At 72.0% G+C, this 24629-nt stretch carries 23 protein-coding genes; 15 read left to right on the forward strand and 8 right to left on the reverse strand.

Annotated elements, in window-relative coordinates; genetic code table 11:
• The first annotated feature begins 95 nt into the window (after positions 1-95).
• On the forward strand, positions 96-2219 hold the full coding sequence (locus QNO14_RS14305; protein ID WP_257506469.1) for a cell wall-binding repeat-containing protein: 2124 nt from the start codon (positions 96-98) through the stop codon (positions 2217-2219).
• A gap of 56 nt (positions 2220-2275) precedes the next feature.
• Here QNO14_RS14305 and QNO14_RS14310 read toward each other — a convergent pair whose 3' ends face one another.
• Positions 2276-2659 carry a VOC family protein gene (locus QNO14_RS14310; RefSeq protein WP_257506468.1) on the reverse strand — a complete coding sequence of 128 codons (384 nt, stop codon included), beginning with the start codon at positions 2657-2659 and terminating at the stop codon, positions 2276-2278.
• A 60-nt stretch (positions 2660-2719) separates the two neighbouring features.
• Positions 2720-3187 carry a ribonuclease E activity regulator RraA gene (gene rraA, locus QNO14_RS14315; protein WP_257494456.1) on the reverse strand — a complete coding sequence of 156 codons (468 nt, stop codon included), beginning with the start codon at positions 3185-3187 and terminating at the stop codon, positions 2720-2722.
• A gap of 231 nt (positions 3188-3418) precedes the next feature.
• Here rraA and QNO14_RS14320 point away from each other — a divergent pair, with 231 nt between their 5' ends.
• The 4 genes from QNO14_RS14320 to QNO14_RS14335 all read left to right on the forward strand — a co-directional run bounded on the left by QNO14_RS14320 (position 3419) and on the right by QNO14_RS14335 (position 7223).
• The gene (locus QNO14_RS14320; RefSeq protein ID WP_257506467.1) at positions 3419-4000 is read left to right on the forward strand and encodes a nitroreductase family protein; all 582 of its coding nucleotides are present in this window, start codon (positions 3419-3421) and stop codon (positions 3998-4000) included.
• Between the two features lie 244 nt (positions 4001-4244).
• The gene (locus QNO14_RS14325; protein WP_257506466.1) at positions 4245-5366 is read left to right on the forward strand and encodes a type III polyketide synthase; all 1122 of its coding nucleotides are present in this window, start codon (positions 4245-4247) and stop codon (positions 5364-5366) included.
• Positions 5363-6082 (forward strand): methyltransferase domain-containing protein, encoded by a 720-nt coding sequence (locus tag QNO14_RS14330; RefSeq protein ID WP_257506465.1) that lies wholly within the window; start codon positions 5363-5365, stop codon positions 6080-6082. Before QNO14_RS14325 ends, QNO14_RS14330 begins: the two co-directional genes overlap by 4 nt.
• Positions 6075-7223, forward strand: coding sequence for an FAD-dependent oxidoreductase (locus QNO14_RS14335; RefSeq protein ID WP_257506464.1), 1149 nt, complete (start codon positions 6075-6077; stop codon positions 7221-7223). The genes QNO14_RS14330 and QNO14_RS14335 overlap by 8 nt, the downstream gene beginning before the upstream one ends.
• A 186-nt stretch (positions 7224-7409) precedes the next feature.
• Here the strand turns inward: QNO14_RS14335 and QNO14_RS14340 are convergent, their stop codons facing one another.
• From QNO14_RS14340 to QNO14_RS14360, 5 genes are all read right to left on the reverse strand, one after another.
• A complete protein-coding gene (locus tag QNO14_RS14340) occupies positions 7410-8246 on the reverse strand; it encodes a UbiA family prenyltransferase (RefSeq protein WP_257506463.1) in 837 nt (278 codons plus the stop codon).
• 82 nt (positions 8247-8328) lie between these two features.
• Entirely contained in the window at positions 8329-10533 is a 2205-nt protein-coding gene (locus QNO14_RS14345; protein WP_257506462.1) for an ATP-dependent Clp protease ATP-binding subunit, read from the reverse strand.
• Positions 10534-10844: 311 nt separating this feature from the next.
• Positions 10845-11819: a GlxA family transcriptional regulator gene (locus QNO14_RS14350; RefSeq protein ID WP_257494463.1), complete on the reverse strand. Its 975-nt coding sequence runs from the start codon at positions 11817-11819 to the stop codon at positions 10845-10847.
• Positions 11820-12028: 209 nt separating this feature from the next.
• Complete coding sequence (locus QNO14_RS14355) at positions 12029-13129, reverse strand: glycosyltransferase family 4 protein (RefSeq protein ID WP_257494529.1); 1101 nt, start codon at positions 13127-13129, stop codon at positions 12029-12031.
• A 26-nt stretch (positions 13130-13155) separates the two neighbouring features.
• The gene (locus tag QNO14_RS14360; RefSeq protein WP_257494464.1) at positions 13156-14379 is read right to left on the reverse strand and encodes a glycosyltransferase; all 1224 of its coding nucleotides are present in this window, start codon (positions 14377-14379) and stop codon (positions 13156-13158) included.
• Between the two features lie 146 nt (positions 14380-14525).
• On the opposite strand from QNO14_RS14360, the gene QNO14_RS14365 reads away from it, so the two are divergent.
• The 10 genes from QNO14_RS14365 (at position 14526) to QNO14_RS14410 (ending at position 23443) form a co-directional block, all read left to right on the forward strand.
• Positions 14526-15119 (forward strand): hypothetical protein, encoded by a 594-nt coding sequence (locus tag QNO14_RS14365; RefSeq protein ID WP_257506461.1) that lies wholly within the window; start codon positions 14526-14528, stop codon positions 15117-15119.
• Between the two features lie 339 nt (positions 15120-15458).
• Complete coding sequence (locus QNO14_RS14370) at positions 15459-16196, forward strand: SDR family oxidoreductase (RefSeq protein ID WP_257506460.1); 738 nt, start codon at positions 15459-15461, stop codon at positions 16194-16196.
• 12 nt (positions 16197-16208) lie between these two features.
• On the forward strand, positions 16209-16793 hold the full coding sequence (locus QNO14_RS14375; protein WP_257494467.1) for a TetR/AcrR family transcriptional regulator: 585 nt from the start codon (positions 16209-16211) through the stop codon (positions 16791-16793).
• 3 nt (positions 16794-16796) lie between these two features.
• Complete coding sequence (locus QNO14_RS14380) at positions 16797-17777, forward strand: NADPH:quinone oxidoreductase family protein (protein ID WP_257506459.1); 981 nt, start codon at positions 16797-16799, stop codon at positions 17775-17777.
• Positions 17774-18517 (forward strand): glucose 1-dehydrogenase, encoded by a 744-nt coding sequence (locus QNO14_RS14385; RefSeq protein WP_257506458.1) that lies wholly within the window; start codon positions 17774-17776, stop codon positions 18515-18517. Before QNO14_RS14380 ends, QNO14_RS14385 begins: the two co-directional genes overlap by 4 nt.
• 95 nt (positions 18518-18612) lie before the next feature.
• Complete coding sequence (locus QNO14_RS14390) at positions 18613-19347, forward strand: ABC transporter ATP-binding protein (RefSeq protein ID WP_257506457.1); 735 nt, start codon at positions 18613-18615, stop codon at positions 19345-19347.
• Complete coding sequence (locus QNO14_RS14395; RefSeq protein ID WP_257506456.1) at positions 19344-20060, forward strand: ABC transporter ATP-binding protein; 717 nt, start codon at positions 19344-19346, stop codon at positions 20058-20060. The genes QNO14_RS14390 and QNO14_RS14395 overlap by 4 nt, the downstream gene beginning before the upstream one ends.
• Positions 20060-20938: a branched-chain amino acid ABC transporter permease gene (locus QNO14_RS14400; protein WP_257506455.1), complete on the forward strand. Its 879-nt coding sequence runs from the start codon at positions 20060-20062 to the stop codon at positions 20936-20938. The genes QNO14_RS14395 and QNO14_RS14400 overlap by 1 nt, the downstream gene beginning before the upstream one ends.
• Positions 20935-22128: a branched-chain amino acid ABC transporter permease gene (locus QNO14_RS14405; RefSeq protein ID WP_257506454.1), complete on the forward strand. Its 1194-nt coding sequence runs from the start codon at positions 20935-20937 to the stop codon at positions 22126-22128. The genes QNO14_RS14400 and QNO14_RS14405 overlap by 4 nt, the downstream gene beginning before the upstream one ends.
• A gap of 4 nt (positions 22129-22132) precedes the next feature.
• Positions 22133-23443 carry an ABC transporter substrate-binding protein gene (locus QNO14_RS14410; protein ID WP_257494474.1) on the forward strand — a complete coding sequence of 437 codons (1311 nt, stop codon included), beginning with the start codon at positions 22133-22135 and terminating at the stop codon, positions 23441-23443.
• Between the two features lie 166 nt (positions 23444-23609).
• On the opposite strand, the gene QNO14_RS14415 is transcribed toward QNO14_RS14410, so the two are convergent.
• Positions 23610-24605: a hypothetical protein gene (locus tag QNO14_RS14415; protein ID WP_257506453.1), complete on the reverse strand. Its 996-nt coding sequence runs from the start codon at positions 24603-24605 to the stop codon at positions 23610-23612.
• Positions 24606-24629: the final 24 nt, after the last annotated feature.

Genomic DNA, 24629 nt, shown 5'->3' on the forward strand with positions numbered 1-24629 from the left:
TGCTTTCGTTGCACAGCCCGCAGAGGCGGCGCAACCCACTCGCTCCGCGATGGCCCCGCGATACGGTGAGGGAACCTGGTGAGAGGCGGTTGCGCATGCGTGCGTGGATTCAAAGGTCGGCAGCGATCGCGGTGGTGACGCTGGGTCTCGGCATGGTGGCTCCTCCGGCCTCGGCTTCCCCCGAGCCGATGCTCTCCGCCATGCCGATGCCGACGACAGTCTCGGACGACGGCATCCCCGGCCCCACGCAGACCTCGGAACCCACGCCGACGCCCGACGCGACAGAGCAGCCCACGGCCCCGGAACCCGAGACGACGACTCCTGCCCCGGCGCCCGCGCCGACGACTCCCGCCCCGGCGCCCGAGCCGCACGGCGACGAGACGCCGACTCCCGACGAGCACACCGACCCCGAGGATCACACCTCGCACGGGCCGACCATGCCGCTGACCGTCGAGCCGTGGGACGAGCCGCTGCCGATGCCGCAGCAGAACCTCATGCGGGCGATGGCGGTGCCCGAGTGGCACCTGCCGTTCGAAGGCGGTGTCCGCTGGTCGGCCGGTGGGCCGCACCGCGACAGCGACGGCGCCGCATGGGGCGCCGTGGACTTCTCCCCCGGCTCCAGCGCGAACAAGCGCGTCGTGTCCATCGCCGACGGACGCGTCTACCGTGTCACCTGCCCCGCCGGGTGGTTCCTGGGCGTCGACCACGGCGGCGGCTGGCGCTCGGAGTACTACCACCTCGCGAATGCCCAGGAACACCTCATCGGCCAGTGGGTCCCGGTCGGCACGTACCTCGGCGAGGCGGCGTCCACCCTCCCCTGCGGCGGGTCCTCGACCGGGCCTCACGTGCACCTGTCGATCCTCTTCGGCGACCCGCCCCAGCCCGGCGCCGGCGTTCAGCGCCCCTACTACCCCGTGGACGGCATGCGCTTCGGAAACTACCGGGTGCGTAACGGCTCTGCCACCTACCAGGGCCGCTGGGAGGACCTGTCAGGACGGACCGTCATCAACAACTACGGATGCTGCCTGACCTCGACCACGCCTGCGCCCGCGCGCTTCACTTCGACACCGGTACCGACGATCGGCGGATCCTCGGGTGTGGGCGGGGTGCTGACGGCATCCGCCGGCACCTGGCAGCCGGCCGCGACGCTGCAATACCAGTGGCGACGCGATGGCGCCTCCATTCCGGGGGCCACGGGGCAGAGCTACCAGGTGACGAAGGACGACCGCGGGGCGAACATCACGGTGGCCGTGACGGGAACCCGTGCCGGCCACTGGCCTGCGACCGTCAGCAGCGGCTGGATCACAATCCCCACGCCCGTCGTGCGCCAGGCGGGTGCGTCACGCTACGAGACGTCCGCCGCCGTCTCCGCCGCCACGTACGCCCCCGGCATCGACATCGTCTACCTCGCGAGCGGCCAGGTGTTCCCCGACGCCCTCTCGGCCGCGGCCGCCGCCGGAGCGTCCGGCGCTCCGGTGCTGCTCACCGAGCCCCACGACATCCCGGCCGCGATCGCCGCAGAGCTGCAGCGGCTGAAGCCGAAGCAGATCGTGATCGTGGGTGGCACCGCGGCGATCCACGACACCGTGGCCGAGAGGGCGGCCGCGCTCACCGCTGGGCCCGTCGTCCGACTCGACGGGGAAACGCGCTTCCACACATCGGCGATGGTCTCATCGTCGACATTCGCGGCCGGCACCACCGACGCCTACATCGCCGCAGGCGGCGACTTTGCCGACGCCCTGAGCGCCGCGGCCGCCGCGGGCGCCGCCGACGCCCCCGTGCTCTTGACCGGGCGCTCAGAGCTGCCCGAGGTGGTGGCCGAAGAACTCGCGCGGCTCGCCCCGCAGCGAATCGTCATCGTGGGAGGCCCCGCCGCCGTGGACGACAGCGTCCGCGCTGAACTCGCGGCGTACGCCGACGAGGTGGTGCGCCTGGCCGGCGACGACCGTTTCGCGACCGCTGAAGCCGTCGCCGCGGCGACTGCCACACCGGGCGGGACGATCTATCTCGCCAGCGGGCTGGACTTCGCCGACGCGCTGTCCGCCGCAGCGGTCGCGGGCGCATCCGCGAGCCCCGTCCTCCTCGTGCGTCCCGACTACCTCCCCGCGCCGACGGCCGCCGCCATCACCCGGCTCCAGCCCCCGCGCATCATCGTCGTGGGCGGCACGGCGGCCGTCCCCCGCGCCGTGGAACGAGCTGCTGCAGCACTCGCACCCTGACGTCCCCGCGGTGCCGCGATCCCGGCCGGACGGTCGACGTCGCGGCATCCGTGGCGTCACACGTCCTGCAGCACGCTCAGCACGTTGCCGGCGGGATCGCGGAACCACGCGATCGCCGGCCCGCCGTTGCCCCGCGAGATGCCCCGCTCGTCGGTGCCGAAGTCGGGATCGGTGTAGATCTTCGTCTCGACGCCGCGGGAGCGGAGGTCGTCGACCGCGGCATCCACGTCGTCGACGACGAAGTTCAGCACCGTGAAGTCCGCCGGCCGGTGGTCCTGCTTCGGGTAGGCGATGGCACGCGCTCCGCCGGCGAGGTTCAGCTGCACGATCCCCATGGCCGTGATCTCGGCGTCGAGGCCGAGGGTGTCGCGGTAGAAGGTCAGCGCGGCGTCGATGTCATCGACCGAGAAGCTGCTGAAGGTGCGCACGTCGGCGAGCATGGGTCCCCCTGTCGTGTGATGCCGACAGCATGCTCCCGCTGCGCGCGGATGTCGAGAGCCTCAGCGCTCCACGAGCACGCCGTCGGCGTCGGCCCAGACGTGCTTTCCGGTGGCGAAGACGATGCCGGCGATGGTCACGTGCACGTCGATCTCGCCGACGCCCGCCTTGGCGCTCGTGCGGGGGTTCGACCCGAGGGCTTTGATGCCGATGGGAAGTGCGGCGAGCGCCTCGCGGTCGCGCACTGCACCGTGCACGATGAGGCCCGCCCAGCCGTTCTCGACGGCGGATGCCGCGATGCGGTCGCCCACGAGCGCCGACTCGAGGGAGCCGGCTCCGTCGATCACGAGCACGGCGCCGTCGCCGGGGGTCGCGAGCGTCTGCTTCACGAGCGCGTTGTCGCGGTGGCACCGGATGGTGCGAACCGGGCCGTCGAACGCGGTATGGCCGCCGAAGTCGTGGAATTGGAGGGCGACGGAGTCGAGTTCGTCGCCGCGCTGGTCGTAGAGGTCTGCGGTCGCGATGGTCATGCCCGTCACCGTAGCGCCTGCGCGCCGAGTGAGTATTCGCGGTGCCGAGTGAGTATTCGCGGTGCCGAGTGAGTATTCGCGGTGCCGAGTGAGTATTCGCGGTGCCGAGTGAGTATTCGCGGGGCGACCGCCAGGGGCCCGCGTCTGAACCGGTTCCGCGGGCCGCTTATCGTTGAAGGGAGAGGGCCGACGGCGTCCCTGACGTAACCCGAGACCCCCTGGAACCATCACATGACCGACACGCTCGACCGCACCGCCATCACCGAGGTCCCCATCCTCGACGTCCTCGCCGCCCGCTGGAGCACGCGCGTCTTCGACGCCGAGGCCCCCATCGACGAAGCCGCCCTCGCCAGCGCGCTCGAAGCCGCACGCTGGGCGCCGTCGGCCAACAACTCGCAGCCCTGGCGGTTCATCGTCGCGCGGCGGGGCACCCCCGAGCACGCCGCAATCCTGGAGACGCTGATGGGCTTCAACCAGGCATGGGCCGGCGCGGCATCCGCACTGGTGGTCTTCGCCGCCGTCACCAGCCACGACGGCACGCCTCTCGCCTGGGGCGCCTACGACACGGGCCAGGCAGCCGCGCACTTCACGGTGCAGGCCCATGCCGCGGGCCTGCACACGCATCAGATGGGCGGATTCGACCGCGATGCACTGGCCGCGGCATTCGACCTCGGCTCGGACCTCGCTCCGGTCACCGTCATGGCCGTCGGCACGCTCGGCGACATCGCGTCGGCTCCCGAGCCACTGCGCGAGCGGGAGAACGCCCCACGCGTGCGCCTGCCGCTGGCGGACTTGCTGGCTGCCGACGCCTGAGTGCACGCCGCGAGGGGCCGGGGCGCGCGCCTGGCCCCTCGTATCCGCGTGCCCTCCCACGAACACCGAGAACGCGAATACTCACTCGAGCACGCGAATACTCACTCGAGAACGCGAATACTCACTCGAGAGCGGAGCGCGGGATCCGAGGCACGCCGGCGCCCGAACCGGCGGACACTGTAGACGGCCGACGCCGCAGGCACCAGTGCGGGCCCCCAGGGACCCGGGCTGGTTATCGTGAACCATGGTCACCAGCGTCCTGTCGATCGGCACTGCGGTCCCGCCGACGCGGCTGGCGCAGCAGGATGTGCGCGATCTCTTCGTCGCCCAGCCCGGCGCCAGCCGCCTCACCCAGCGCCTGATCGGCGCCGCGTTCGACGCATCCGGCATCGAAAGCCGCCACACGGTGCTGGCCGAGTTCTCGGGCGAGGTCCCCGAGACCCCCTCCGGCATCCCGGTGATCGACGAAACCGGCCGCATCCTGTCGCCGTCGACCGGCGCGCGCAACGCCGAGTACATCCGGCAGGCCCCTCCCCTGTTCGCCGCAGCGGCGGATGCCGCGCTCCGCGGCGCCGGCATCACCCCCGACCAGGTGACGCATGTCGTCACCGTCTCGTGCACCGGCGTGTTCGCGCCCGGGCCGGACTACCGCCTCGTGCGCGACCTCGGCCTGCCGGTCACGGTCGAGCGATACCACCTCGGGTTCGTCGGCTGTGCGGCCGCCCTTCCCGGCCTGCGCACGGCAGCCCGCATCTGCGCCGGTGATCCGGCGGCGGTCGTGCTGGTCGTCTGCGCCGAGCTGTGCACGCTGCACTTCCGGGTCTCCGACGACCCGCAGCAGATCGTCTCGTCATCGGTGTTCGCCGACGGCGCCGCTGCCGCGGTCGTCAGCGCCGATCCAGGCCTGCGCGGCGCGCAGTGGCTGGAGCTCGAACGGTTCGGCACCGCGGTGACCGACGACGGCGAACACGACATGGCCTGGACCGTCGGCGACGAGGGATTCGAGATGGTCCTGTCCGCAGAAGTCCCCCGCATCATCGGACGCGAGATCCGCGGCGTCGTCGCCCGGTTCCTCGGCGACGACGACGTGGATGCCTGGGCGGTGCACCCCGGCGGCCGCAGCGTGCTGGACCGTGTCGAGTCGGGCTTGGAGCTGCCGGCATCCACCCTGGAGGTGTCGCGGCGCATCCTGCGCGACTACGGCAACATGTCCAGCGCGACCATCCTGTTCATCCTTCGCGAGTTCCTCAACGGCACCGGCGACGGCGACACCCCCGACGCCCGACGCATCGCGACCCTCGCGTTCGGCCCCGGGCTCACCGTCGAGTCGGCCCTCGTCACCCGCGGCACGGCAGAAGTCCCGTGAGCCTTCGGCAGCGCGACACGGCCCTGCGGGAACTCATGGACGACCCGCAGTGCGATCCGGGTCGATTGGATGCCACGCTCCGCCGTTTCGGCACCGTCAACCGGCTCGTCTCGGGCTGGGGCGGGATCTACCGCGCGCATCTGCGCCCGCACCTGGCGGGACTCGGCCGGCCCGCGCGCGTGCTGGATCTCGGCTGCGGGGGCGGCGACCTCATCGGGCGGCTGGCCGGGCTCGCACGGCGCGACGGCCTGCGCGTGCAGTGGCTGGGCGTCGACCCCGACACCCGCGCACACGCCGTCGCCCGCGCGAGGGAACGCGACGATGTGCGGTTCCGCTGTACCGATTCGACGGCCCTCCGCGCCGAGGGAGAGCGCTTCGACGCGGTCGTCTCCAACCACGTGCTGCACCACCTCACTCCCGAAGAACTGGCCGGTTTCGCGGCCGATTCGCTGGCGCTCTCGAGCGGTCCGGTGCTGCACGCCGACATCGCCCGCGGACGCCTCGCGTACGGTCTCTACGCCGTCGGGATCGCCCCGCTCGCTCCGGGCACGTTCCTTCACACCGACGGGCTGCGGTCGATCCGCCGCAGCTACCGCCCGGATGAGCTGCAGCGGGCCCTTGAACCCGCGGCCGCGGGTGCGGGTGCGGCGCGCGTCTGGCACGTGGACAGCCCGGCTCCCTTCCGCCTGCTCGCCCGCGGATCCGGCCATGCCTGACGTCCTCATCGTCGGTGCGGGTCCCGTCGGCACCTTGCTCGCGGCCGAGCTCGCCCGGCACGGCGTCGAGGCGGCGCTGTGGGACCGGCGCACGGCGGCCGGCGGCGGAACACGGGCGATCGGCCTGCACGCGCCGGTGCTCGCCGCGCTGGAAGCCGGTGGCGCCACCGAGCGCATCCTCGAGCGCGCCGTGAAGGTGCGCCGGGGCGAGGCGCGGGGCGGGGGGACGCTGCTCGGCGTCGTGCGGTTCGACCGGCTGCAGCAGCGGCATCCGTATGTCGCGACGCTCCCGCAGCCCGAGACCGAGGCGGCGCTGGCGGTCGGCGCTCCCGCGCCGGTGCGCGGGATGGCGGTCAGCGGCATCCAGGTCGACGGCGAACGCCTGCGCGTGCGGGCCACCCACGACGACAGCACGCTCGAGACGACGGCGCCCCTCGTCGTCGTCGCCGGCGGCGCCGGTGCTCGGGGGCTGGTGTTCCGCCCCGGCATGCCGCGCGGCGGAGAATACCCGGACCGCTACCTCATGTCGGATGCCACCGTCCCCCCGCGCGACGACGCCGCCGTGGCGGTCGTGCACCTCGACGAGCGCGGCGTGCTCGAGTCGTTCCCGCTGCCCGACGGCCGTCGCCGATTCGTGGCGTGGGACACCGGGGGCGCCGCGGGCGTGGACGATGACGACGCAGCCCGCCTCGCGCGACTGCGCGCGGCGCTGGCCGCCCGCGGTGAGCACGAGGGAGCGGCGGCGATCACGGCTGCGGCATCCTTCCGCGTCCGCCGCGTGGTGGCGCCCCACCTGCGTCGCGGTCGGCTGTTCGCGATCGGCGACACCGCGCACGAGGTGAGCCCCATCGGCGGGCAGGGCATGAACCTGGGGCTGCTGGATGCCGCCGGCCTCGCGCCGCTGCTCGCGCGCTGGGTGCGGGAGGGGGCGGCGCCGGAGCCCGAGCTGGCCGCGTGGGAGCGTGACCGGGTGCGATCGGCCGGGCGGGCGGCGCTGCTGGCGTCCGCGAACACCGGGCTCGGGCGCCCTGTCGGAGCTGCGGCGCACGCTGTCCGGTCGCGCGCCATGCGTCTCGCGCTGGCGGCGGGCGGAACGCTGTTCGCCCGCGCGTACGCCATGGGGTTCGACGCGGCCGGCTGACGCCAGGCCCAGGCGCACGAGCCCGCGAGTAGACGCTCCGGCCCGCCAGCTCTCACCCGGGCCCGCGAATACTCACTCGGCGCGACGAATACTCACTCGACGCGACGAATACTCACTCGACGCGACGAATACTCACTCGACGCGACGAATACTCACTCGGCAGACCGAATACTCACTCGGCAGCGGTCAGGGGACCAGGCTGGGGGGCGACGTCACCAGCTGCACCGCGAGGAGCAGGGCGGCGGCCATCACGAGGCGGAACACCGTGCGGTCGGGCGGCCGAACGATCACGCGCGCGACCGTCGCGAGGGCGAGCACGGCGACCGCGGCGAACAGCATCCACGAGAGCGGGCCGAGCGCCCCGGCATCCGCCGCTCCCCACAGCACCGCGCCGGCACCGGCGAGCACCGCGATGCCGGCGAGCGCCGCGGCCGGGCGCGCGCCCATGCGGTGAGCGAGCCCGCGCACGCCGGTGCGGCGGTCGTCGTCGAGGTCGGGCAGCACGTTGGTCAGGTGCACGGCGGCGCCGAGCGCGCCGCCGGCGACCCACGCCCACCAGGCGGCGACCGCGGGCGGCTGGGCGGAGAGCGTGGCGAGTGATGGGAAGATCCCGAAGCTCAGCACGAAGGGGGCGATCGACAGCGGTGTCGCCTTGAGGCCGGCGTTGTAGGCCCAGGCCGACGCGAGCGCGACGGCGTGGGCGGCCAGCATGCCGACGCCGAGCAGGGCCGAGAGCACCAGCGCCGCCACGACCGCCACGACCGCCACGGTCCATGCCGTGCGGGCTGAGACGTCGCCCCGCACGAGGGGCTTGTCGGTGCGCCCCACCTCGCGGTCGCGGTCCCGGTCGATCGCGTCGTTCGAGATCCCCACCGAGAGCTGTCCGCACAGCACCGCGAGCCCGAGCACCGCGATGCGCCACGGCTCCAGTCCCGCAGCGACTCCGAGCGCCACCGCGAGCACCGTGACCACGACGGAGGGGCCGGGGTGCGAGGCGCCCCACAGCGCCCGAAGCGTGATCACCCGTCGATGCTCTCACGACGACGACCGCATGCCGCGCCCGCCCTGGCCGGGAGGCGCGGCATCCGATGTGCCGGTCGTCGTGTCAGTCGTCGAGCAGCTCGGCCTCGATCACGTCGTCGTCAGCGGTGGGCGTGTCCGCCGGCCCCGCACTGGTCAACACGAGAGACGAGCCGTCCGCGGCGACGTCCACGCGCACCAGGTCGCCGTCGCGCACCCCGCCGCCGAGGATCGCCATCGCCAGGCGGTCCTGGATCTCGGACTGGATGAGCCGGCGCAGCGGCCGCGCCCCGAACAGCGGGTCGTAGCCCCGTTCGGCGAGCCAGGCCCGGGCGTCGGGGGTGACGGCGAGGGTCAGGCGGCGGTCCTTCAGGCGGCGCTGCAGCGCGTCGACCGACAGCTCGACGATCTGCGACAGGTCGTCCTCGGTCAGCGCCTGGAACACCACGACGTCGTCGAGACGGTTGACGAACTCGGGCCGGAACGCCTGGCGCACGAGCGCCAGCACCTGCTCCTTCTTCTGTTCGAACGACAGGGTCGGGTCGATGAGGATCGGCGAGCCGAGGTTCGAGGTGAGGATGAGGATCACGTTCTTGAAGTCGACCGTGCGTCCCTGGCCGTCGGTCAGGCGCCCGTCGTCCATCACCTGCAGCAGCACGTCGAAGACCTCGGGGTGCGCCTTCTCCACCTCGTCCAGCAGCACCACCGAGTACGGGCGCCGGCGCACCGCTTCGGTCAGCTGCCCGCCCTGCTCGTAGCCGATGTACCCGGGAGGGGCACCGACCAGCCGCGAGACGGAGTGCTTCTCGCCGTACTCCGACATGTCGATGCGCACCATGGCGTGCTCGTCGTCGAAGAGGAACTCCGCCAGCGCCTTGGCGAGCTCCGTCTTTCCCACACCGGTGGGACCCAGGAACAGGAACGACCCGGTCGGCCGGTTCGGGTCGCTGATGCCTGCGCGCGAGCGACGTACGGCGTCGGACACCGCCTTGACGGCATCCCGCTGACCGATGATGCGCTTGCCCAGCTCCCGCTCGAGGTGCAGCAGCTTCTCGGTCTCGCCCTGCAGCAGGCGGCCGAGCGGAATGCCGGTCCACGCCGAGATGACGGCGGCGATGTCCTCGTCGGTCACCTGGTCGCCGACCATGCGCTCGCCCTCGGCACCTTCGGCGCGCTCGGCCTCCATCACCTGACGCTCGAGCGCCGGGATCTCGGCGTACAGCAGCCGCGACGCACGCTCGAGGTTCCCCTCGCGCTGTGCGCGCTCGGCCTCGACGCGGGCGGCGTCCAGCCGGGTCTTGAGGTCGCCGACGCGGTTGAGCGAGGCACGCTCGCGCTCCCACCGCGCCTGCAGCTCGGCGAGCTTCTCACGCTCGGCGGCGAGGGTTTCGCGCAGGGCCGCGAGGCGCTCCTTCGAGGCGGCATCCTTCTCCTTCTTCAGCGCCAGCTCCTCAAGCCCCAACCGGTCGACATGCCGACGGAGCTCGTCGATCTCGAGCGGGGCGGAGTCGATCTCCATGCGCAGGCGCGACGCGGCCTCGTCGATCAGGTCGATCGCCTTGTCCGGCAGCTGTCGCGAGGGGATGTACCGGTTCGACAGCGATGCCGCCGCCACCAGCGCGGCATCCGCGATGGCCACCTTGTGGTGCGCCTCGTAGCGCTCCTTGAGGCCGCGGAGGATCGCGATGGTGTCCTCGACGCTCGGCTCGCCGACGTACACCTGCTGGAAACGGCGCTCGAGCGCGGCATCCTTCTCGATGAACTCCCGGTACTCGTTGAGCGTCGTGGCGCCGATGAGGCGCAGCTCGCCGCGGGCGAGCATGGGCTTGAGCATGTTGGATGCCGCGACGGAGCCTTCCCCGCCGCCGGCGCCCATCAGCACGTGCAGCTCGTCGATGAAGGTGATGACGCGACCCTCGGACTCGGTGATCTCCTTGAGCACGCTCTTGAGGCGCTCCTCGAACTGGCCGCGGTACATCGCCCCGGCCACGAGCGCGGAGATGTCGAGGGCGACGAGCTCCTTGCCCTTGAGCGAGTCGGCGACGTCACCGGCGACGATTCGCTGGGCGAGCCCCTCCACGACGGCGGTCTTGCCGACGCCGGGCTCGCCGATGAGCACGGGGTTGTTCTTCGTGCGGCGGGTGAGCACCTGGCTGATGCGGCGGATCTCGCTGTCACGGCCGATGACCGGGTCGAGCTTGCCCTGGCGGGCGCGGTCGGTGAGGTTGATGCCGAACTGCTCGAGGGCGCTCTGCTGCTCCTCCTGACCGGGCTGTTGCGTCGCGTTCATTCGTTCTCCTGAAATCCGTGGGGCCCAAACTTGAGCCTGCGTGACTCAAGTTTATCATCCGGGGGTCGATAGGTCGAGGGGAGGCGGGCGAACCGGCATCCCTCGGTCGCCCGAAATGTATCCCCTCGGTCGCCCGAAAAAAGGAGATCTGCCGGAACGAGGAGCCGGATGCCGAGAAATCACCGCATCCGGGCAGATCCCCTTGCCCCGGCAACGGCAACGGGGCCCCGGCACCGGCAACGGCAACGGCAGCGCAAGGGCCCCGGCAACGGCAACGGCAACGGGGCACCGGCCCGCCGCGGACGCGCGGCTCAGGCGGCGGGCGCAGCCTCGGAGCGCGCACAGCTGAACCGCCGGCGATACGCCGTCGGCGTCATACCCAGGGTGCGGGCGAAGTTCTGCCGCAGCACCGCGGCCGACCCGAACCCCGACTCGTCGGCGATGCGGTCCAGGCCGAAGTCGGTCTTCTCCAGCAGCCGCTGCGCGTGGATCAGCCGCTGTCGGCCCAGCCACGCGGCAGGGGTCGCTCCGAAGTCGGCCTTGAAGCGGCGGGCGAAGGTGCGCGGCGACATGTGCGCGCGGGCGGCGAGCTGCTCGACCGTGAGGTCCTCGCGCAGGTTCGCCACCATCCAGTCGCTCACCGGCGCCAGCGAGTCACCGGCGGCCACCGGCAGCGGCCGGGAGATGAACTGGGCCTGACCACCGTCGCGCTGGGGCGGCACCACCATGCGGCGCGCGATCGTGTTGGTCATCTCTGCCCCGAGCTCCTGCCGCAGCAGATGCAGACAGGCATCCAACCCCGCCGCCGTGCCGGCGCTGGTGATGATGCGCCCGTCCTGCACGTAGAGCACGTCCGGGTCGACCTCGACGAGCGGGTACATGCGCGCCATGTCGTCGGCGTACATCCAGTGCGTCGTCGCGCGCCGCCCGTCCAGCACGCCGGCATCGGCCAGCACGAACGAGCCGCTGCAGACGCTGAGCACCCACGCGCCGCGCGCGACCGCTCGGCGCACGACATCGAGCACGCGCGGGTCGCTGCGATGCCACCACTCCCGCGGCACCGGCGAGATCACCACGAGGTCCGCCTCGTCGGCGAACGCCAGGTCCGCATCGACGTTGATCGAGAAGCCCAGCTTCGACGGGATCGCGCCCGGCTCCGCCGTGACGACCCGGAAGTCGAACTTGGGGATGCCATCGTCGGTGCGATCCAGCCCGAAGGCTTCGCACGCCACGCCGAACTCGAACGGGGCGAACCCCGGTTGCACGACGCACGCCACAGTGTTCATGGCAGGAATGCTACGCGTGGCGACCGGCCTGCCACTAGTGGCAGTTCTGCCACGGACGTAGCGTCACTGCCATGATCGCCATCCTGCTCATCGCCGCCCTCGGCGTCGTGGCCCTGACCGCCACGGCCCTCGAGCTCCGGCGCGACGGCTATCGCCGCGTGCCGACCGACCCGGCCCGACTGCCGTGACCCGCAGGCGCGCGCCGACCCTCAGCCGCGCGCGAGCGTGGTGACGGTGTCCAGCAGCGCGTCTGCCGAGCGCTCCCACGAGAACCGCGCGATGTGCGCGGCGCCCGCCGCGATCACGCCGGCGCGCACGGCGTCGTCGTCCAGCGACGTCACAGCGGCGGCGACGGCCTTCTCGTCGTGCGGGTCGACATAGACGGCGCCGTCGCCGGCGACCTCGTGGAAGATCTCCATGTCGGTGACGACCGCCGGCACGCCCAGGGCGAGGGCCTCCGCCAGCGGCAGACCGTACCCCTCGTCGAGACTCGTCGAGGCGAGCACCGCGCGGTCTGCGAGCGCCGCCGCGTACGCGGCATCCGTCACGCCGTTGTGGAAGACGACGGCGCCCTCGCCGGCGAGCGCCTGCAGTTCGGCTCGGCGTGCCGGGGTGATGCGCGAGAGCAGGTGCAGCGTGCGGCCGGGCAGCAGCCGCATCGCCCGCACCAGCGTCTCGACGTTCTTGTAGGGCATGAACGAGCCCATGTAGACGAGGTTGCGCACCGGCCCGTCCGTCTTCACGTCGGCCCTGCCGCCCGGCAGCAGCGCAGCCAGCCGCTGCGGCGCGTTGGGGATCACCACGACGGGCCGCTTCGTCAGGCTCACGTCGGCGAACTGGCGCCGGCTGGTCTCGCTGACGGTCGCCACGACATCGGCGGCGTTCAGTGTGATCCGCTGCGGCACGTAGCTGAGGTGGAACAGCCGCCACCCGAGCCGGATCGGCGCCGGCAGATCCCGCGGAGGCGTGCGGTGACGGTAGTAGATGGTGTCGTGCAGGGTGAGGATGAGGCGGTACCGCCGTCCCCTCGAGCCGAGCGTCTGCATCGGGGAGAACACCACGTCGGGCGCGAAGCGGTTGAGCAGCCGCGCGGCGAACGGCTCCCGCCACGACGTCGGAGCGGACATCGCCAGGGTCTGGGCGCCCTCGGGAAGCAGCGGCCGCTGGGCCTCGTCGTGGATGAGGTAGGTGACTTCGACCCCTCGATCCGCAGCGGCTTCGTGCACGGCCGCGGCGAGCTCGGCGGAGTAGCGGCTGATGCCGTCGTGGAAGTCGGTGCGGATGTAGCGGGCGTCGAAGAACAGACGGATGCCGCGGTCGGCGGCCTCCGGCCTGCTCACGGCTTGACCGGCTCGCCCCGGTACAGGGCCTCGAACGTGTCGAGGGTACGGGCGATGTCGTGGATCTCGACGCCCTTGAGCGACGCGCGCTGCATGGCGAGGAAGTCCTCCGGGGATGCCGAGAGTACGCGGGTCAGCTTCGCGGCGAGGTCGTCGGGGTCCTGCGGGCGGAACAGCCAGCCGTTGACGCCGTCCTGCACGAGGTGCGGCAGCGCGAGGGCGTCGGCGGCGACGACGGGAAGCCCCGAAGCCATCGCCTCCATGGTCGCGATGGACTGCAGCTCGGCGATCGACGGCATCGCGAAGACGCTGGCCCGGGTGTACAGCGACCGCAGCTCGTCCTCGTCGACGTGTCCGTGGAAGATCACGCGAGCGGACAACCCGAGCTGTGCGGCGAGCGCCTCCAGCGCCTTGCGCTGGTCCCCGCCGCCGACGATGTCCACCGTCGCCTCGAGCGCCGGGTCGAGGCGGGCGACGGCGTTCAGCAGCGTGTCGATGTGCTTCTCGGAGGTGAGGCGACCGACGAAGAGGATGCGGTTGACGCTGCGCGGCTCGAGAGCGGGCGTGTAGTTCGCGGCATCCAGTCCGCAGCTGATCGGGATGACCCCGGTGATGTCGATCGTGGATTCGAGGAAGTCCGCCGCGCGGCGGGTGGGCGTCGTGACCGCCCGCGCCAGGGCGAAGGTGCGTGAGGCGTCGTCCCACGCGGCCTTCAGCATGACCTTGTCCAGGAACGGCGGCAGGGTCGTGAAGTCGAGGATGTTCTCGGCCATCACGTGGTTCGTGGCGACAACGGGGATGCCGCGCTGCGTGGCGATGCGTGCCAGGCCTCGCCCGATGACGATGTGCGACTGGATGTGCACGACGTCGGGGCGCACCTGATCCAGCACCTTGCGGGCGTAGTGCTTCGAGCGGAACGGCCAGACGAAGCGCAGCCAGTCGTGCGGAGGCCAGCGCAGTGACGGCAGCCGGTGCACGGTGAGCGGCACGCCCTCGATCACCTCGGTCGCGGGTGGTACGCGCTTGTACTTGCGGCCGGGTGCCACGACGTGCACCTCGTGGCCGCGGGTGGTGAGGCCGGCGGCGAGGCGCTCGGCGAAGCGCGCAGCCCCGTTCACATCGGGCGCGAAGGTGTCGCATCCGATGACGATCTTCAGGGGACGCCGAATGCCGGCAGGTGCTGCTTCGGGCTCGGGTTCGGGTGTCGCGGGGGAAGTCACGGAGGGTGGCTGCCTATCTCTGCGTCGTGCCGCGGGGTCTGGCGGCGCGGCCCCACTCTACCCGAGCAGCCCACAGGAACCGGAAAGCGCGCCACTCCCTGCCGACGCACAGCGCCCCTCGGCGGCATCCCCCCTACCCTGGGTGCATGTCCCGACTGCAGGCCGATGCCGATCCCGCCCGCTGGGTCCCCGTGACCGGATCGCTGGGGTTCAAGGGCCGCCGCCACCGCAAAGCGGCGATCCGCATGCTGATGGACCGGGCGAACGCGGCCCTCGGCGCGTCGGCACGCCCCGCCAGCGGCTTCGCGGCCTGGGCGGTGAGCCAGGCGGCACCGCTGCTCATGCGCAAGGCCGACGGCCGAGTGCTGGTGTGGGTGTGGAAGGACGACCCCGAGCTGCTGGTCGCGATGGCGCAGCTGCAGCAGGCGACGCCGCAGCTGCGCGCCGCCCGCGCATCGATGCCGATGGAGTACGACGACACCGAGTCGTTCCCGAACCCCTACCTGGGCGTCGGTGAGAAGCTCGCGATGACGCTGCCGGCCGACGACAAGACGCCGCCTTTCCTCAGCTACACGTGGGACACCGGCACCCACTTCGTGACGCTCACGGCCGTCTGCAGCGACCGCACGCGTGTGGGCACGGTCGTTTCCGAGGTCGACCATCTCGCGCGCAGCCTGCGGGTGGTGGGCGACGTCACCCTCGGCTCGTCGCCCGACGTGCTGCGCCTCGACCCGAAGTGACCTGAGCTCGGGCTTCTCCCGCGGGGCCCATCCGTGCCGTGCCGCAACTCCTCGAGGATCGGCCGAAAGCGGCGCCATCCCCTCCGCCCGCGGACCTGCCGCCGCGATCTTGAGGAGTTGCGGCGCGCAGCGCGGTGCGCGCGGCGGGTGCGCGTTGGGGGCGCGGGTGCGCGTTGGGGCGCGGGTGCGCGGGGCGTGGCGGCGGCGGTGGCGGCAGCGTGAATACTCACTCGGGGACGCGAATACTCACTCGGCAGCGCGAATACTCACTCGGAGGCGGCGTGCTAGGGTCAAACCGACCGGGCGGTATGTTCCGGGCTCATTGCGCGAGGAGGCGCCATGCAGAGGTTCGAGGGCACTGTCTCGCTGATCACCGGGGCGAGCCGCGGCATCGGGTTCGCGATCGCCGAGCGCCTGGTCGCCGAAGGCGGGTCGGTGGTCATCACCGGCCGTGGAGCTGACGCCCTCGACGAGGCCGTCGCCGCCCTGGGGGGCGCGGCGACGGCCGTGGCGGGCCACGCCGACGATCCCGTTCACCGCGCCGAGGTCTTCGCGCACATCGCGGCCACCCACGGACGGCTGGACCACCTCGTCAACAACACCGGCATCAACCCGGTCTACGGGCCGGTGCTCGAGATCGACCCCGACGCCGCCCGCAAGATCCTCGAGGTCAACGTGATCGGCGCCCTGGAATGGACCCGGGATGCCGTGACCGCCGGCCTTTCCCGCTCGATCGTCAACGTCGCCTCGGTCGCGGGGGCGGCGGCGAGCCCCGGCATCGCCTTCTACGGCATCTCGAAGGCCGCGCTGATCAACCTGACGATGCAGCTGGCCGACGAGCTCGCCCCCGGGCTGCGGGTCAACGCCGTCGCCCCTGCCGTCGTCAAGACGCGCTTCGCCCGCGCCCTCTACGAGGGGCGGGAAGACCAGGCGTCCGCCGCGTATCCGCTGCGGCGGCTCGGCGAGCCGGCCGACATCGCCGGCCCCGTCGCGTTCCTCCTCTCGGACGACGCGGCCTGGGTCACCGGACAGACCCTCCTCATCGACGGGGGCGCGTCGGTGCGCCCGATCGGTTGAGAGGATGAACGCATGAAGCAGACCAACGTCGCCGATGCCGTCACGCGTGCCGCCGTCGACCTCTTCGCCGAGCGGGGCTACGCCAACACCAGCGTGCAGCAGATCGTCGAAGCCGCCGGCGTCACCAAGGGCGCGATGTACCACTACTTCGAGTCGAAGGACGATCTGCTCTTCGGCATCTACGACCGTCTGCTGACGCTGCAGAAGGCGCGGCTCGACGAGATCGTCGCCCGTGGCGGCGCGGTCGACGAGGTGCTGCGCGCAGTCGGGGTCGACGTCATCGAGACCTCGATCCAGTTCCTCCCCGAGGGCACGGTGTTCTTCCGCAGCTCCCACATGCTCTCCGCCCCCCGCCAGCAGGAGGTCACGCGCCGCCGGCGCGCGTACCACGACGAGGTCGCGAAGCTCCTCGAGCGCGGCCGCGCCGAAGGCCTCTTCCGCACCGACATCCCGGTGCCGGTACTCATCGCCCACTTCTTCAGCGACGTCCACTACCTCTCGCAGTGGTACTCCCCCGGCGGCCCGGAGTCCGCGACGCAGGTGGCCGAGCAGCTGACCGATCTCTTCCTCACCAGCATCAGGACCACGAAGGAGTAGCCCATGCGCGCTTGGCACGTCACCCGCAACGGAGAACCCGAGGACGTCCTCGAACTCGTCGAGGTGGAGGATCCGACTCCGGATGCCGGTGAGGTGCTCGTGCGGGTGGCCGCGGTCGCCGCCAACTTCCCCGACGTGCTGCTCTCGCGCGGGGAGTACCAGGTGCGGCCCGACCTGCCCTTCATCCCCGGCATCGAGTTCGCCGGCACCGTGCAGGCGCTGGGACCGGGCGTCGAGGGGCTCGCCGTCGGCGACCGCGTCGTCGGCGGCAAGATCGGCGTGCTGAGCGAACTCGCCGTGCTGCCGGCGCAGGACCTGCACCCCACCCCCGGCGCGCTCGACGACATCGCGGCATCCGGCCTCATGATCGCGTACCAGACGGCGTGGTTCGCCCTGCACCGGCGGGCCGCCCTGCGGGAGGGCGAGTGGCTGCTCGTGCACGCCGCCGCCGGCGGAGTGGGCGCGGCCACGGTGCAGCTCGGCGTCGCCGCCGGCGCGCACGTCATCGCCGTCGTCGGCAGCGAGGCGAAGGCTCAGGTCGCGCGCGACCTCGGCGCACACGAGGTGCTCGTGCGCGGTGTCGACGACATCCCGGCACGGGTCAAGGAGATCACGGACGGACACGGCGCCGACGTCGTCTTCGACCCGGTGGGCGGTTCGGCGTTCGAGGCATCCACCCGGTGCGTCGCCTTCGAGGGCCGTATCGTGGTGATCGGCTTCGCCAGCGGCGAGGTCCCGACACTCCGCACGAACGTCGCGCTGGTGAAGAACTTCGCCGTGCTCGGCCTGTACTGGGCGCTCTACTCCCAGCGTCGCCCCGACCTCGTGGCTGAGGCGCACGAGGCGCTCACCCGCCTCGCGGCATCCGGGGCGATCGCACCGCTCGTCGATGAGGTGGTCCCGTTCGAGCGGGCGCCCGAGGCGATCCAGAAGCTCGCGGGCGGGCAGACCACCGGGCGGGTCGTGATCGAGGTCGCCCGATGACCTCGCCCTTCGACCTCACCGGCCGCACCGCCCTCGTCACGGGAGGGGCGCGCGGACTCGGTGCCGCCTACGTGCGTGCCCTCCATGCGGCGGGCGCCGCGGTGGTGGTCGCCGACCTGCTCGACGACGAAGGCACGACCCTCGTCGATGAGCTCGGCCCCCGTGCCACGTTCGTGCACCTCGACGTGACCGATGAGGCCGAGTGGGATGCCGCCGTCGCGGTGGCCCTGGCGCGATTCGGCGCACTCGACGTGCTCGTCAACAACGCCGGCATCGCCAACGCCGCCCCCATCGAGCATTACTCCACGGCCAAGTGGCATGCCGTGATCGCGGTGAACCTCACCGGCACCTTCTTCGGCTGCCGCGCGGCGGTGCCGGCGATGGCCGCCGGCGGCGGCGGGTCGATCGTGAACATCTCGTCGGTGGAGGGGTTGCGCGGCAGCCCTGGCCTGCACGGGTACACCGCCGCGAAGTTCGGGGTGCGGGGGCTCACGAAATCGCTCGCCGTGGAGCTCGGCCCCCGTGGCATCCGCGTGAACTCCGTGCACCCGGGCCTCATCCTCACCGACATGACGACGCGCATCGACCCCGCGCGCATCGACATCCCGCTGGGCCGGCCCGGCACCCCCGACGACGTCGCCGGCACGATCGTCTTCCTCGCCTCCGACGCATCGCGGTTCACCAGCGGCGCCGAGTTCGTCGTCGACGGCGGCATGGTCACCGGAATCCCCCACAAATAGCGGCCGCCGCACCGCATCCGCCGCCTTTCGAACGCAACATACCGGCTGGTCGGTTTATGAGGTACAGTGGGGCCACCCGACACGAAGAGGTGCCGATGTCCACCCTTGCCACACCCGCTCCGCGGCTCGCCGTGACCGACCTGACCGTCACCTTCGGCGGCCTCACCGCCCTGCAGGAGGTGGCGTTCGACGTCGAAGCCGGCCAGGTCGTCGCCCTCATCGGACCCAACGGCGCCGGCAAGACCACCGTGTTCAACGCGGTGTGCGCCCTCGTGCGCAGCCGGGGCGCCATCCTGCTCGACGGCCGACCCATCCCGCCGCGCACGTCCGCCCTCACCGGCCGCGGCGTCGCCCGCACGCTGCAGGGGCTGGGCCTGTTCGACGGCGCCACCGTGCGCGAGAACGTCGCCGTCCCGCTGAGCGCCCCCGGCACCCGCAAGGATGCCGCCGCCCGCGTGACCACCGAACTCGCCACCCACGATCTGCTCGACGTGGCCGACCTTCCCGTCGCGGCGCTGCCGTACCCGGTGCGCAAGCGCGTCGCCCTCGCCCGCGCCCTCGTCACCGACCCCCGCCTGCTGCTGCTGGACGAACCGGCCGGCGGCCTCGGCCACGACGACATCGCGGCCCTCGCGAGAACCGTCCGCGCCACGGCCGACGCCGGCTGCGCCGTGCTGCTGGTCGAGCACCACGTCGACTTCGTCATGTCGGTCGCCGACCGCGTCGTCGTGCTGGATTTCGGGCGCGTGATCGCCCGCGGCACCCCCGACGAGGTGCGCACCGACCCCGCTGTCGAAGAGGCGTACCTCGGGCTGAAGGCGACGGCATGAACGGCGCGCTTTCCTTCCACGACCTCACCGTCGGCTACGGCGGTGAGCCGGTGCTGCACGACGTCTCGTTCGCGCTGGAGCCCGGAGAGATCGTCGCCCTGCTCGGCGCGAACGGCGCCGGCAAGACCACGCTGCTGCGGGCCCTCGCCGGATTCGTGCGGCCGCTGCGGGGCGGCATCCGCCTCGACGGCGACGACCTCGCCCGGCTCAGCCCCGAGGACCGCGCCCGCCGCGGCATCGCCCAGGTCCCCGAGGGTCGCAGCGTCGTGGCGGAGTTGACGGTCGACGAGAACCTGCGCCTCGGGGCGCTGTGGCGCCACCGCGGCCGCGCGCGCGAGACGGCGATCGCCGAGATCTACGACCTGTTCGAACCCCTCGCCCGCCGCCGCTCCGCCGACGGCCATCAACTCTCCGGCGGTGAGCGCCAGATGCTGGCCCTCGGGCGGGCACTGGTCTCGCGTCCCCGCGTGCTGACCCTCGACGAGCCGTCGCTGGGGCTCGCGCCGCTCGTGGTCGCCCAGCTGATGGCGACGCTCCGTGACGCCGCCGCCCGCGATGACATGACCGTGCTGCTGGCCGAGCAGAACATCACCAGCGCCCTGTCGATCGCCGACCGCGGGGTCGTGCTCGACCTCGGACGCGTCGTGGCGGATGCCGCAGCATCCACCCTCGCCGACGACACCGCCCTGCGCCACGCCTACCTGGGATTCTGATGGACCGACTCGCCTTCCTGCTCGCCACCGGCCTCGCCCGCGGCGCGATCTTCGCCCTGTTCGCCCTGTCGCTCGTGCTCATCTGGCGCGCAGCGCGCATCATCAACTTCGCCCAGGGCGCTATGGCGCTGGTGGCGACGTACCTGGCCTTCGCCGTCACCGCCCTGACGGGCTCGTACGCGGCGGGCCTCGCCGCCGGGGTGCTCGGCGGTGCCGCGATGGGGTTCGTCGTCGAACGGGGCCTCATGCGTCACGCGCCGCACCGCTCTCCCCTGGCGGGCATCATCATCGCCATCGGGCTGGTGATGGTGCTGCAGTCGCTGCTGGGCATCTTCTTCGGCCCGCAGTACCGGCCGATGGCGGCGCCGTTCGACGAGGCGCCGATCTTCGTCGGCGGGGTGCCGCTGCTGTCTCCCTACGACCTGTTCGTGCTGGTGGTGGCGCTGTCGGTCATGGGGATCCTGGCGTTGCTGTTCACCCGCACCTCGCTCGGCCTGCAGCTGCGCGCCTCCGCCTTCGCGCCCGAGGTGTCGCGCCTGCTCGGGGTGCGCGTGGACCGGATGGTGACGATCGGCTGGATGCTCTCGGCCGCGGTGGCCGCGCTCGCGGCGCTGCTGCTGATCCCCACCGAACTGGGGCTCAACCCCCACTCCACCGACATCCTCTTCGTCTACGCCTTCACCGTCGCCGTCGTCGGGGGGCTCGATTCCCCGATCGGGGCGCTTCTGGGCGGCCTGGTGGTGGGCGTGGTGATGAGCCTCGTGACCGGATACCTCGGCTCGACGGTGGCGCCCATCGGCGTGCTCGTGCTGCTGGTGGCGGTGCTGCTGATCAAACCGGGCGGAGTCTTCTCGATGCGACAGGCGCGTACCGCATGAACGCCGCCACCCGTCCCCGCCTGTTCCCCGGCCTCACCGGCACGCCCCGCGTGCTGACGATCGCCGCTCTGCTCACGGTGCTCGCGCTCGGCGGCACGTTCCTGCTCGACCCGTTCCGCAACTTCCAGCTCGCCACCGCCGCCGCGTACTTCTGCGCCGTCGCCGGGCTCAGCCTGCTCATCGGACTGAGCGGGCAGCTGTCGCTCGGCCACGCGGCGCTGATGGCGGCGGGCGGCTACGGCTACGCCCTCACCTCGAACGCGCTGACGGATGCCGGCGTCGACGGGGTGCCGCGCTTCGTCATGTCCCTCGTGGCCGGGGTCGCGATCGCGTGCCTGCTGGGCTTGCTCCTGGGCCTCGCCGCCGCGCGGCTGCACGGCCCCTACCTCGCGGGCCTCACCCTGGCCCTCGTCATCGCGGTCCCCGCCATCACGAGCGTCTGGTCGGGCGTCTTCCGGGGCGATCAGGGACTGCAGACGGCCTACAACCCGGTGCCGACGGCGCTGGAGCGGCTGATCGCACTGGAGCAGTGGCAGGCGTGGGTCGCGATCATCGTGGCATCCGTCGTCGTCACCGCCCTCGCCCTCGTGCGCCGGGGCGCCCTGGGACTTCGGATGCGGGCCGTCCGTGACGACGAGACGGCCGCGCGGCTGAACGGCGTTCCCGCCCGGCACGTCAAGGTGACGGCGTTCACCTTCAGCGCCGCCGCGGCCGGCGCCGGCGGTGCGGTGCTGTGCTTCATCACGCAGTCTGTCGGCCCCGGTGGCTACACGCTGGCATTCTCGCTGCTGCTGGTTGTGGCCGCGGTGCTCGGCGGGCTCGGAAGCATCGGCGGCGCCGCGATCGGCTCGGTCGTGATCGTGGTGCTGCCCTGGGCCCTCGGCGCAGGTGCCGGCGCCCTCGACCTGCCCCGCGAACTCGAGCAGCGGCTGTCGGGCAACCTCTCCCTCCTCGTCTTCGGCGCACTGCTGATCGCCGTCATGATCCTGCGCCCCGACGGGCTGGCCGGCCTCGCCGGCACCTGGCGACGGCGGGGTTCCGGGTCCGTCGCTTCCGGGGCGGCAGGCTCCGCGACGACCGCGCGGTCTTCGGCAGGCGCGGGGGCCGACGCGCCGTTGCCTTCTGCCACCTCGGCACCCGACGCCACGGCATCCTCCGACTCTTCCCGCACCATCCCGATTGAAAGGTGATCCCATGTCCCAACAGAGCTCGACGCTGCGCTCTGCCGCCCGTCGCACGGGCGGTCTGATCGCGGCATCCGCCCTTGCTGTCAGCCTCGCGGCCTGCAGCACCCCCTCGGCACCGGCGGCAGGCGGTGACGACGAGCCCGCGGGCGACACCACCGGCGTGACCGACACGACCGTCACCGTCGGCACCCACATGCCGCTGACCGGCCCGGCCGCCGCCGGCTACTCGTCGATCTCCGCCGCCACGAACGCGTACTTCGACTACCTCAACGACCAGGGCGGGGTGAACGGGCGCACGATCGAGTACATCGTGAAGGACGACGGGTACAACCCGGCCAACTCGCAGACGGTCGTGCGGGAGCTCGTGCAGCAGGACGAGGTCTTCGCGATCCTCAACGGCCTCGGCACGGCGACCCACCAGTCCGTGCTGGACTTCCTCGATCAGAACTCGGTGCCCGACCTGTTCGTGGCATCCGGCTCGACCGCCTGGAACCAGCCCGAGACCTACCCGAACACGTTCGGCTTCAACGCCGACTACGTCGTTGAGGGCGCGGCGCTCGGCCAGTACGCGGCCGACGAGTTCCCCGACGCGGCCGTGTGCATGCTCGGTCAGGACGACGACTTCGGCGACGAGTTCCTCGAGGGCCTCGAGATGGCCCTCGGCGCCGACGGCCTCACCGAGGTGCAGCGGTACTCGGTGTCGAACCAGGACGTCACCGCGCAGATCGGCGCGCTGCAGGCGGCCGGATGCGACATCGTCACCCTCGCCACGATCAACGGGTTCACAGCGCTCGCGGTGGGAACCGCGGCGCAGCTGGGCTGGTTCCCGCAGTGGTTCGGCTCCTCGTCGGGCGCCGACTACCCCACCCTCGTCGGCTACCTCGGCGAGGACATGGCCCCGAAGCTGCTGCAGGGCTTCACCGGAACGAACTACCTGCCGATGGCCGACGACGAGTGGGTCGACCTCTTCCGCGAGATCAACACGGAGTACAACGGCGACGCTCCCTTCGACGGCAACACGATCTTCGGCATGAGCGTGGGGTACGTCTTCGCCGAGGCGCTGGCCGCGGCGGGCGAGAACCCGACGCGGGAGGCGCTCGTCGAGGCGGTGCAGTCCGGCGACCTCGTCGGCAACGGCATCCTGCCGCTGGCGTTCGGTCCCGACAGCCACGCCGCGTACCTGGGCGTCGGCATCACGACGGTGGATCAGGGGGTGCAGGACTACATCGACGCGACCTACGAGGTGCGTGACGGCAGCGTGTCGGCCGTGGACCCGCAGCCGGTGCCGCTGTCAGGCGCCGGGGTCCCCGGCGCCTGACCCGCGGGGAGAGGGCCGCGCGCCGGGGTCCCCGGCGCCTGACCCGCGGGGAGAGGGCCGCGACGCGACACGCGTCGCGGCCCTCTTCGTTTTGGGTGCGGTCGCCGAGTGAGTATTCGCGGTGCCGAGTGAGTATTCGCGGTGCCGAGTGAGTATTCGGCACTCGTCACAGCGGGAGCACATGGGCACGAGGGAGAGGAACCTCGTCGGCCTGCAGCTTCAGCGCGAAGGCGGTGAGCGACTCGAGGTGCGCCCACTGGCAACGGGCGAAGGGCCACCCTGTGGTCGCGGTCACCCACTCCTGCCGACGGCGCTGCCGCTCGAGGATCTCACTCGGGTCGCGGCCGCCGGTCATCCCCGGGTCGAGGTACTTCCCGATCCCGTCGAATTCCCACCAGACCCCGACGTCGTCCAACGCGGCATCCATTCGGTAGACACTGCCGTTGGGCCCTGGCACCGCGACCTGCAGCCGGGGCCTCGCGAACCCGAGGAGGAGCAGGTACAGGCGCCCGACCGATTCGCCGGGGCCATCGGCGCGGCCGTCGGCGAGTTCGAGCACCCAGCGCGCCTGACGGATGCCGCGGGCTCCCGGCATCCGGAACAGGCGCTGCCACAAGCGCATCAGCATCCGGTCGGCGGCATACTCGTCGTACTGACGAGTGCTGTCGTCCCACGCGACGCGATGAAGCGCGGCATCGGCGACGGCCAGGGCGGCCTCGAGCCGCAGCACGCGAATCGCATCGACGACGGTCCGCTCGAGCGACGTCACCGCCAGGCCGCCAACGGAGGCGACGTCCTCTTCCGGGAGCGAATCGCGGTGCCGGAACACGGCGGGATGCGACCGGGTCGCCGCGCCGGCGCGCATGGTCACGTGCACGCGTCGCGGCCGGGTGCGGAAGAGCGGCAGCCCGTGGACGGCGACCGCGCTCGCGTACGAGACGACGGCGACATCCGTGCGCATGGCACGCGCGATACTCGCGACCTCGATGCGATGGCGCTCCTCCGCGTAGAGGGACGCGTACTCCTGCGCCGTCAGCTCCCATTGACCGTGCAGGCGGACGAGCGTCCCCCGAGCGAGACGCTGCCGGACCTCGAAGCGCGCCTGCTCCCGCGCGAACTGTTCGGACGCCTGCAGGTCGGCAGGCATGATCTCGAGTGTCATGCGTCGATGGTGACGCGGATGCCG

Origin of the sequence: Microbacterium sp. zg-Y625, assembly GCF_030246925.1 — a bacterium.
GTDB lineage: Bacteria > Actinomycetota > Actinomycetes > Actinomycetales > Microbacteriaceae > Microbacterium > Microbacterium jiangjiandongii.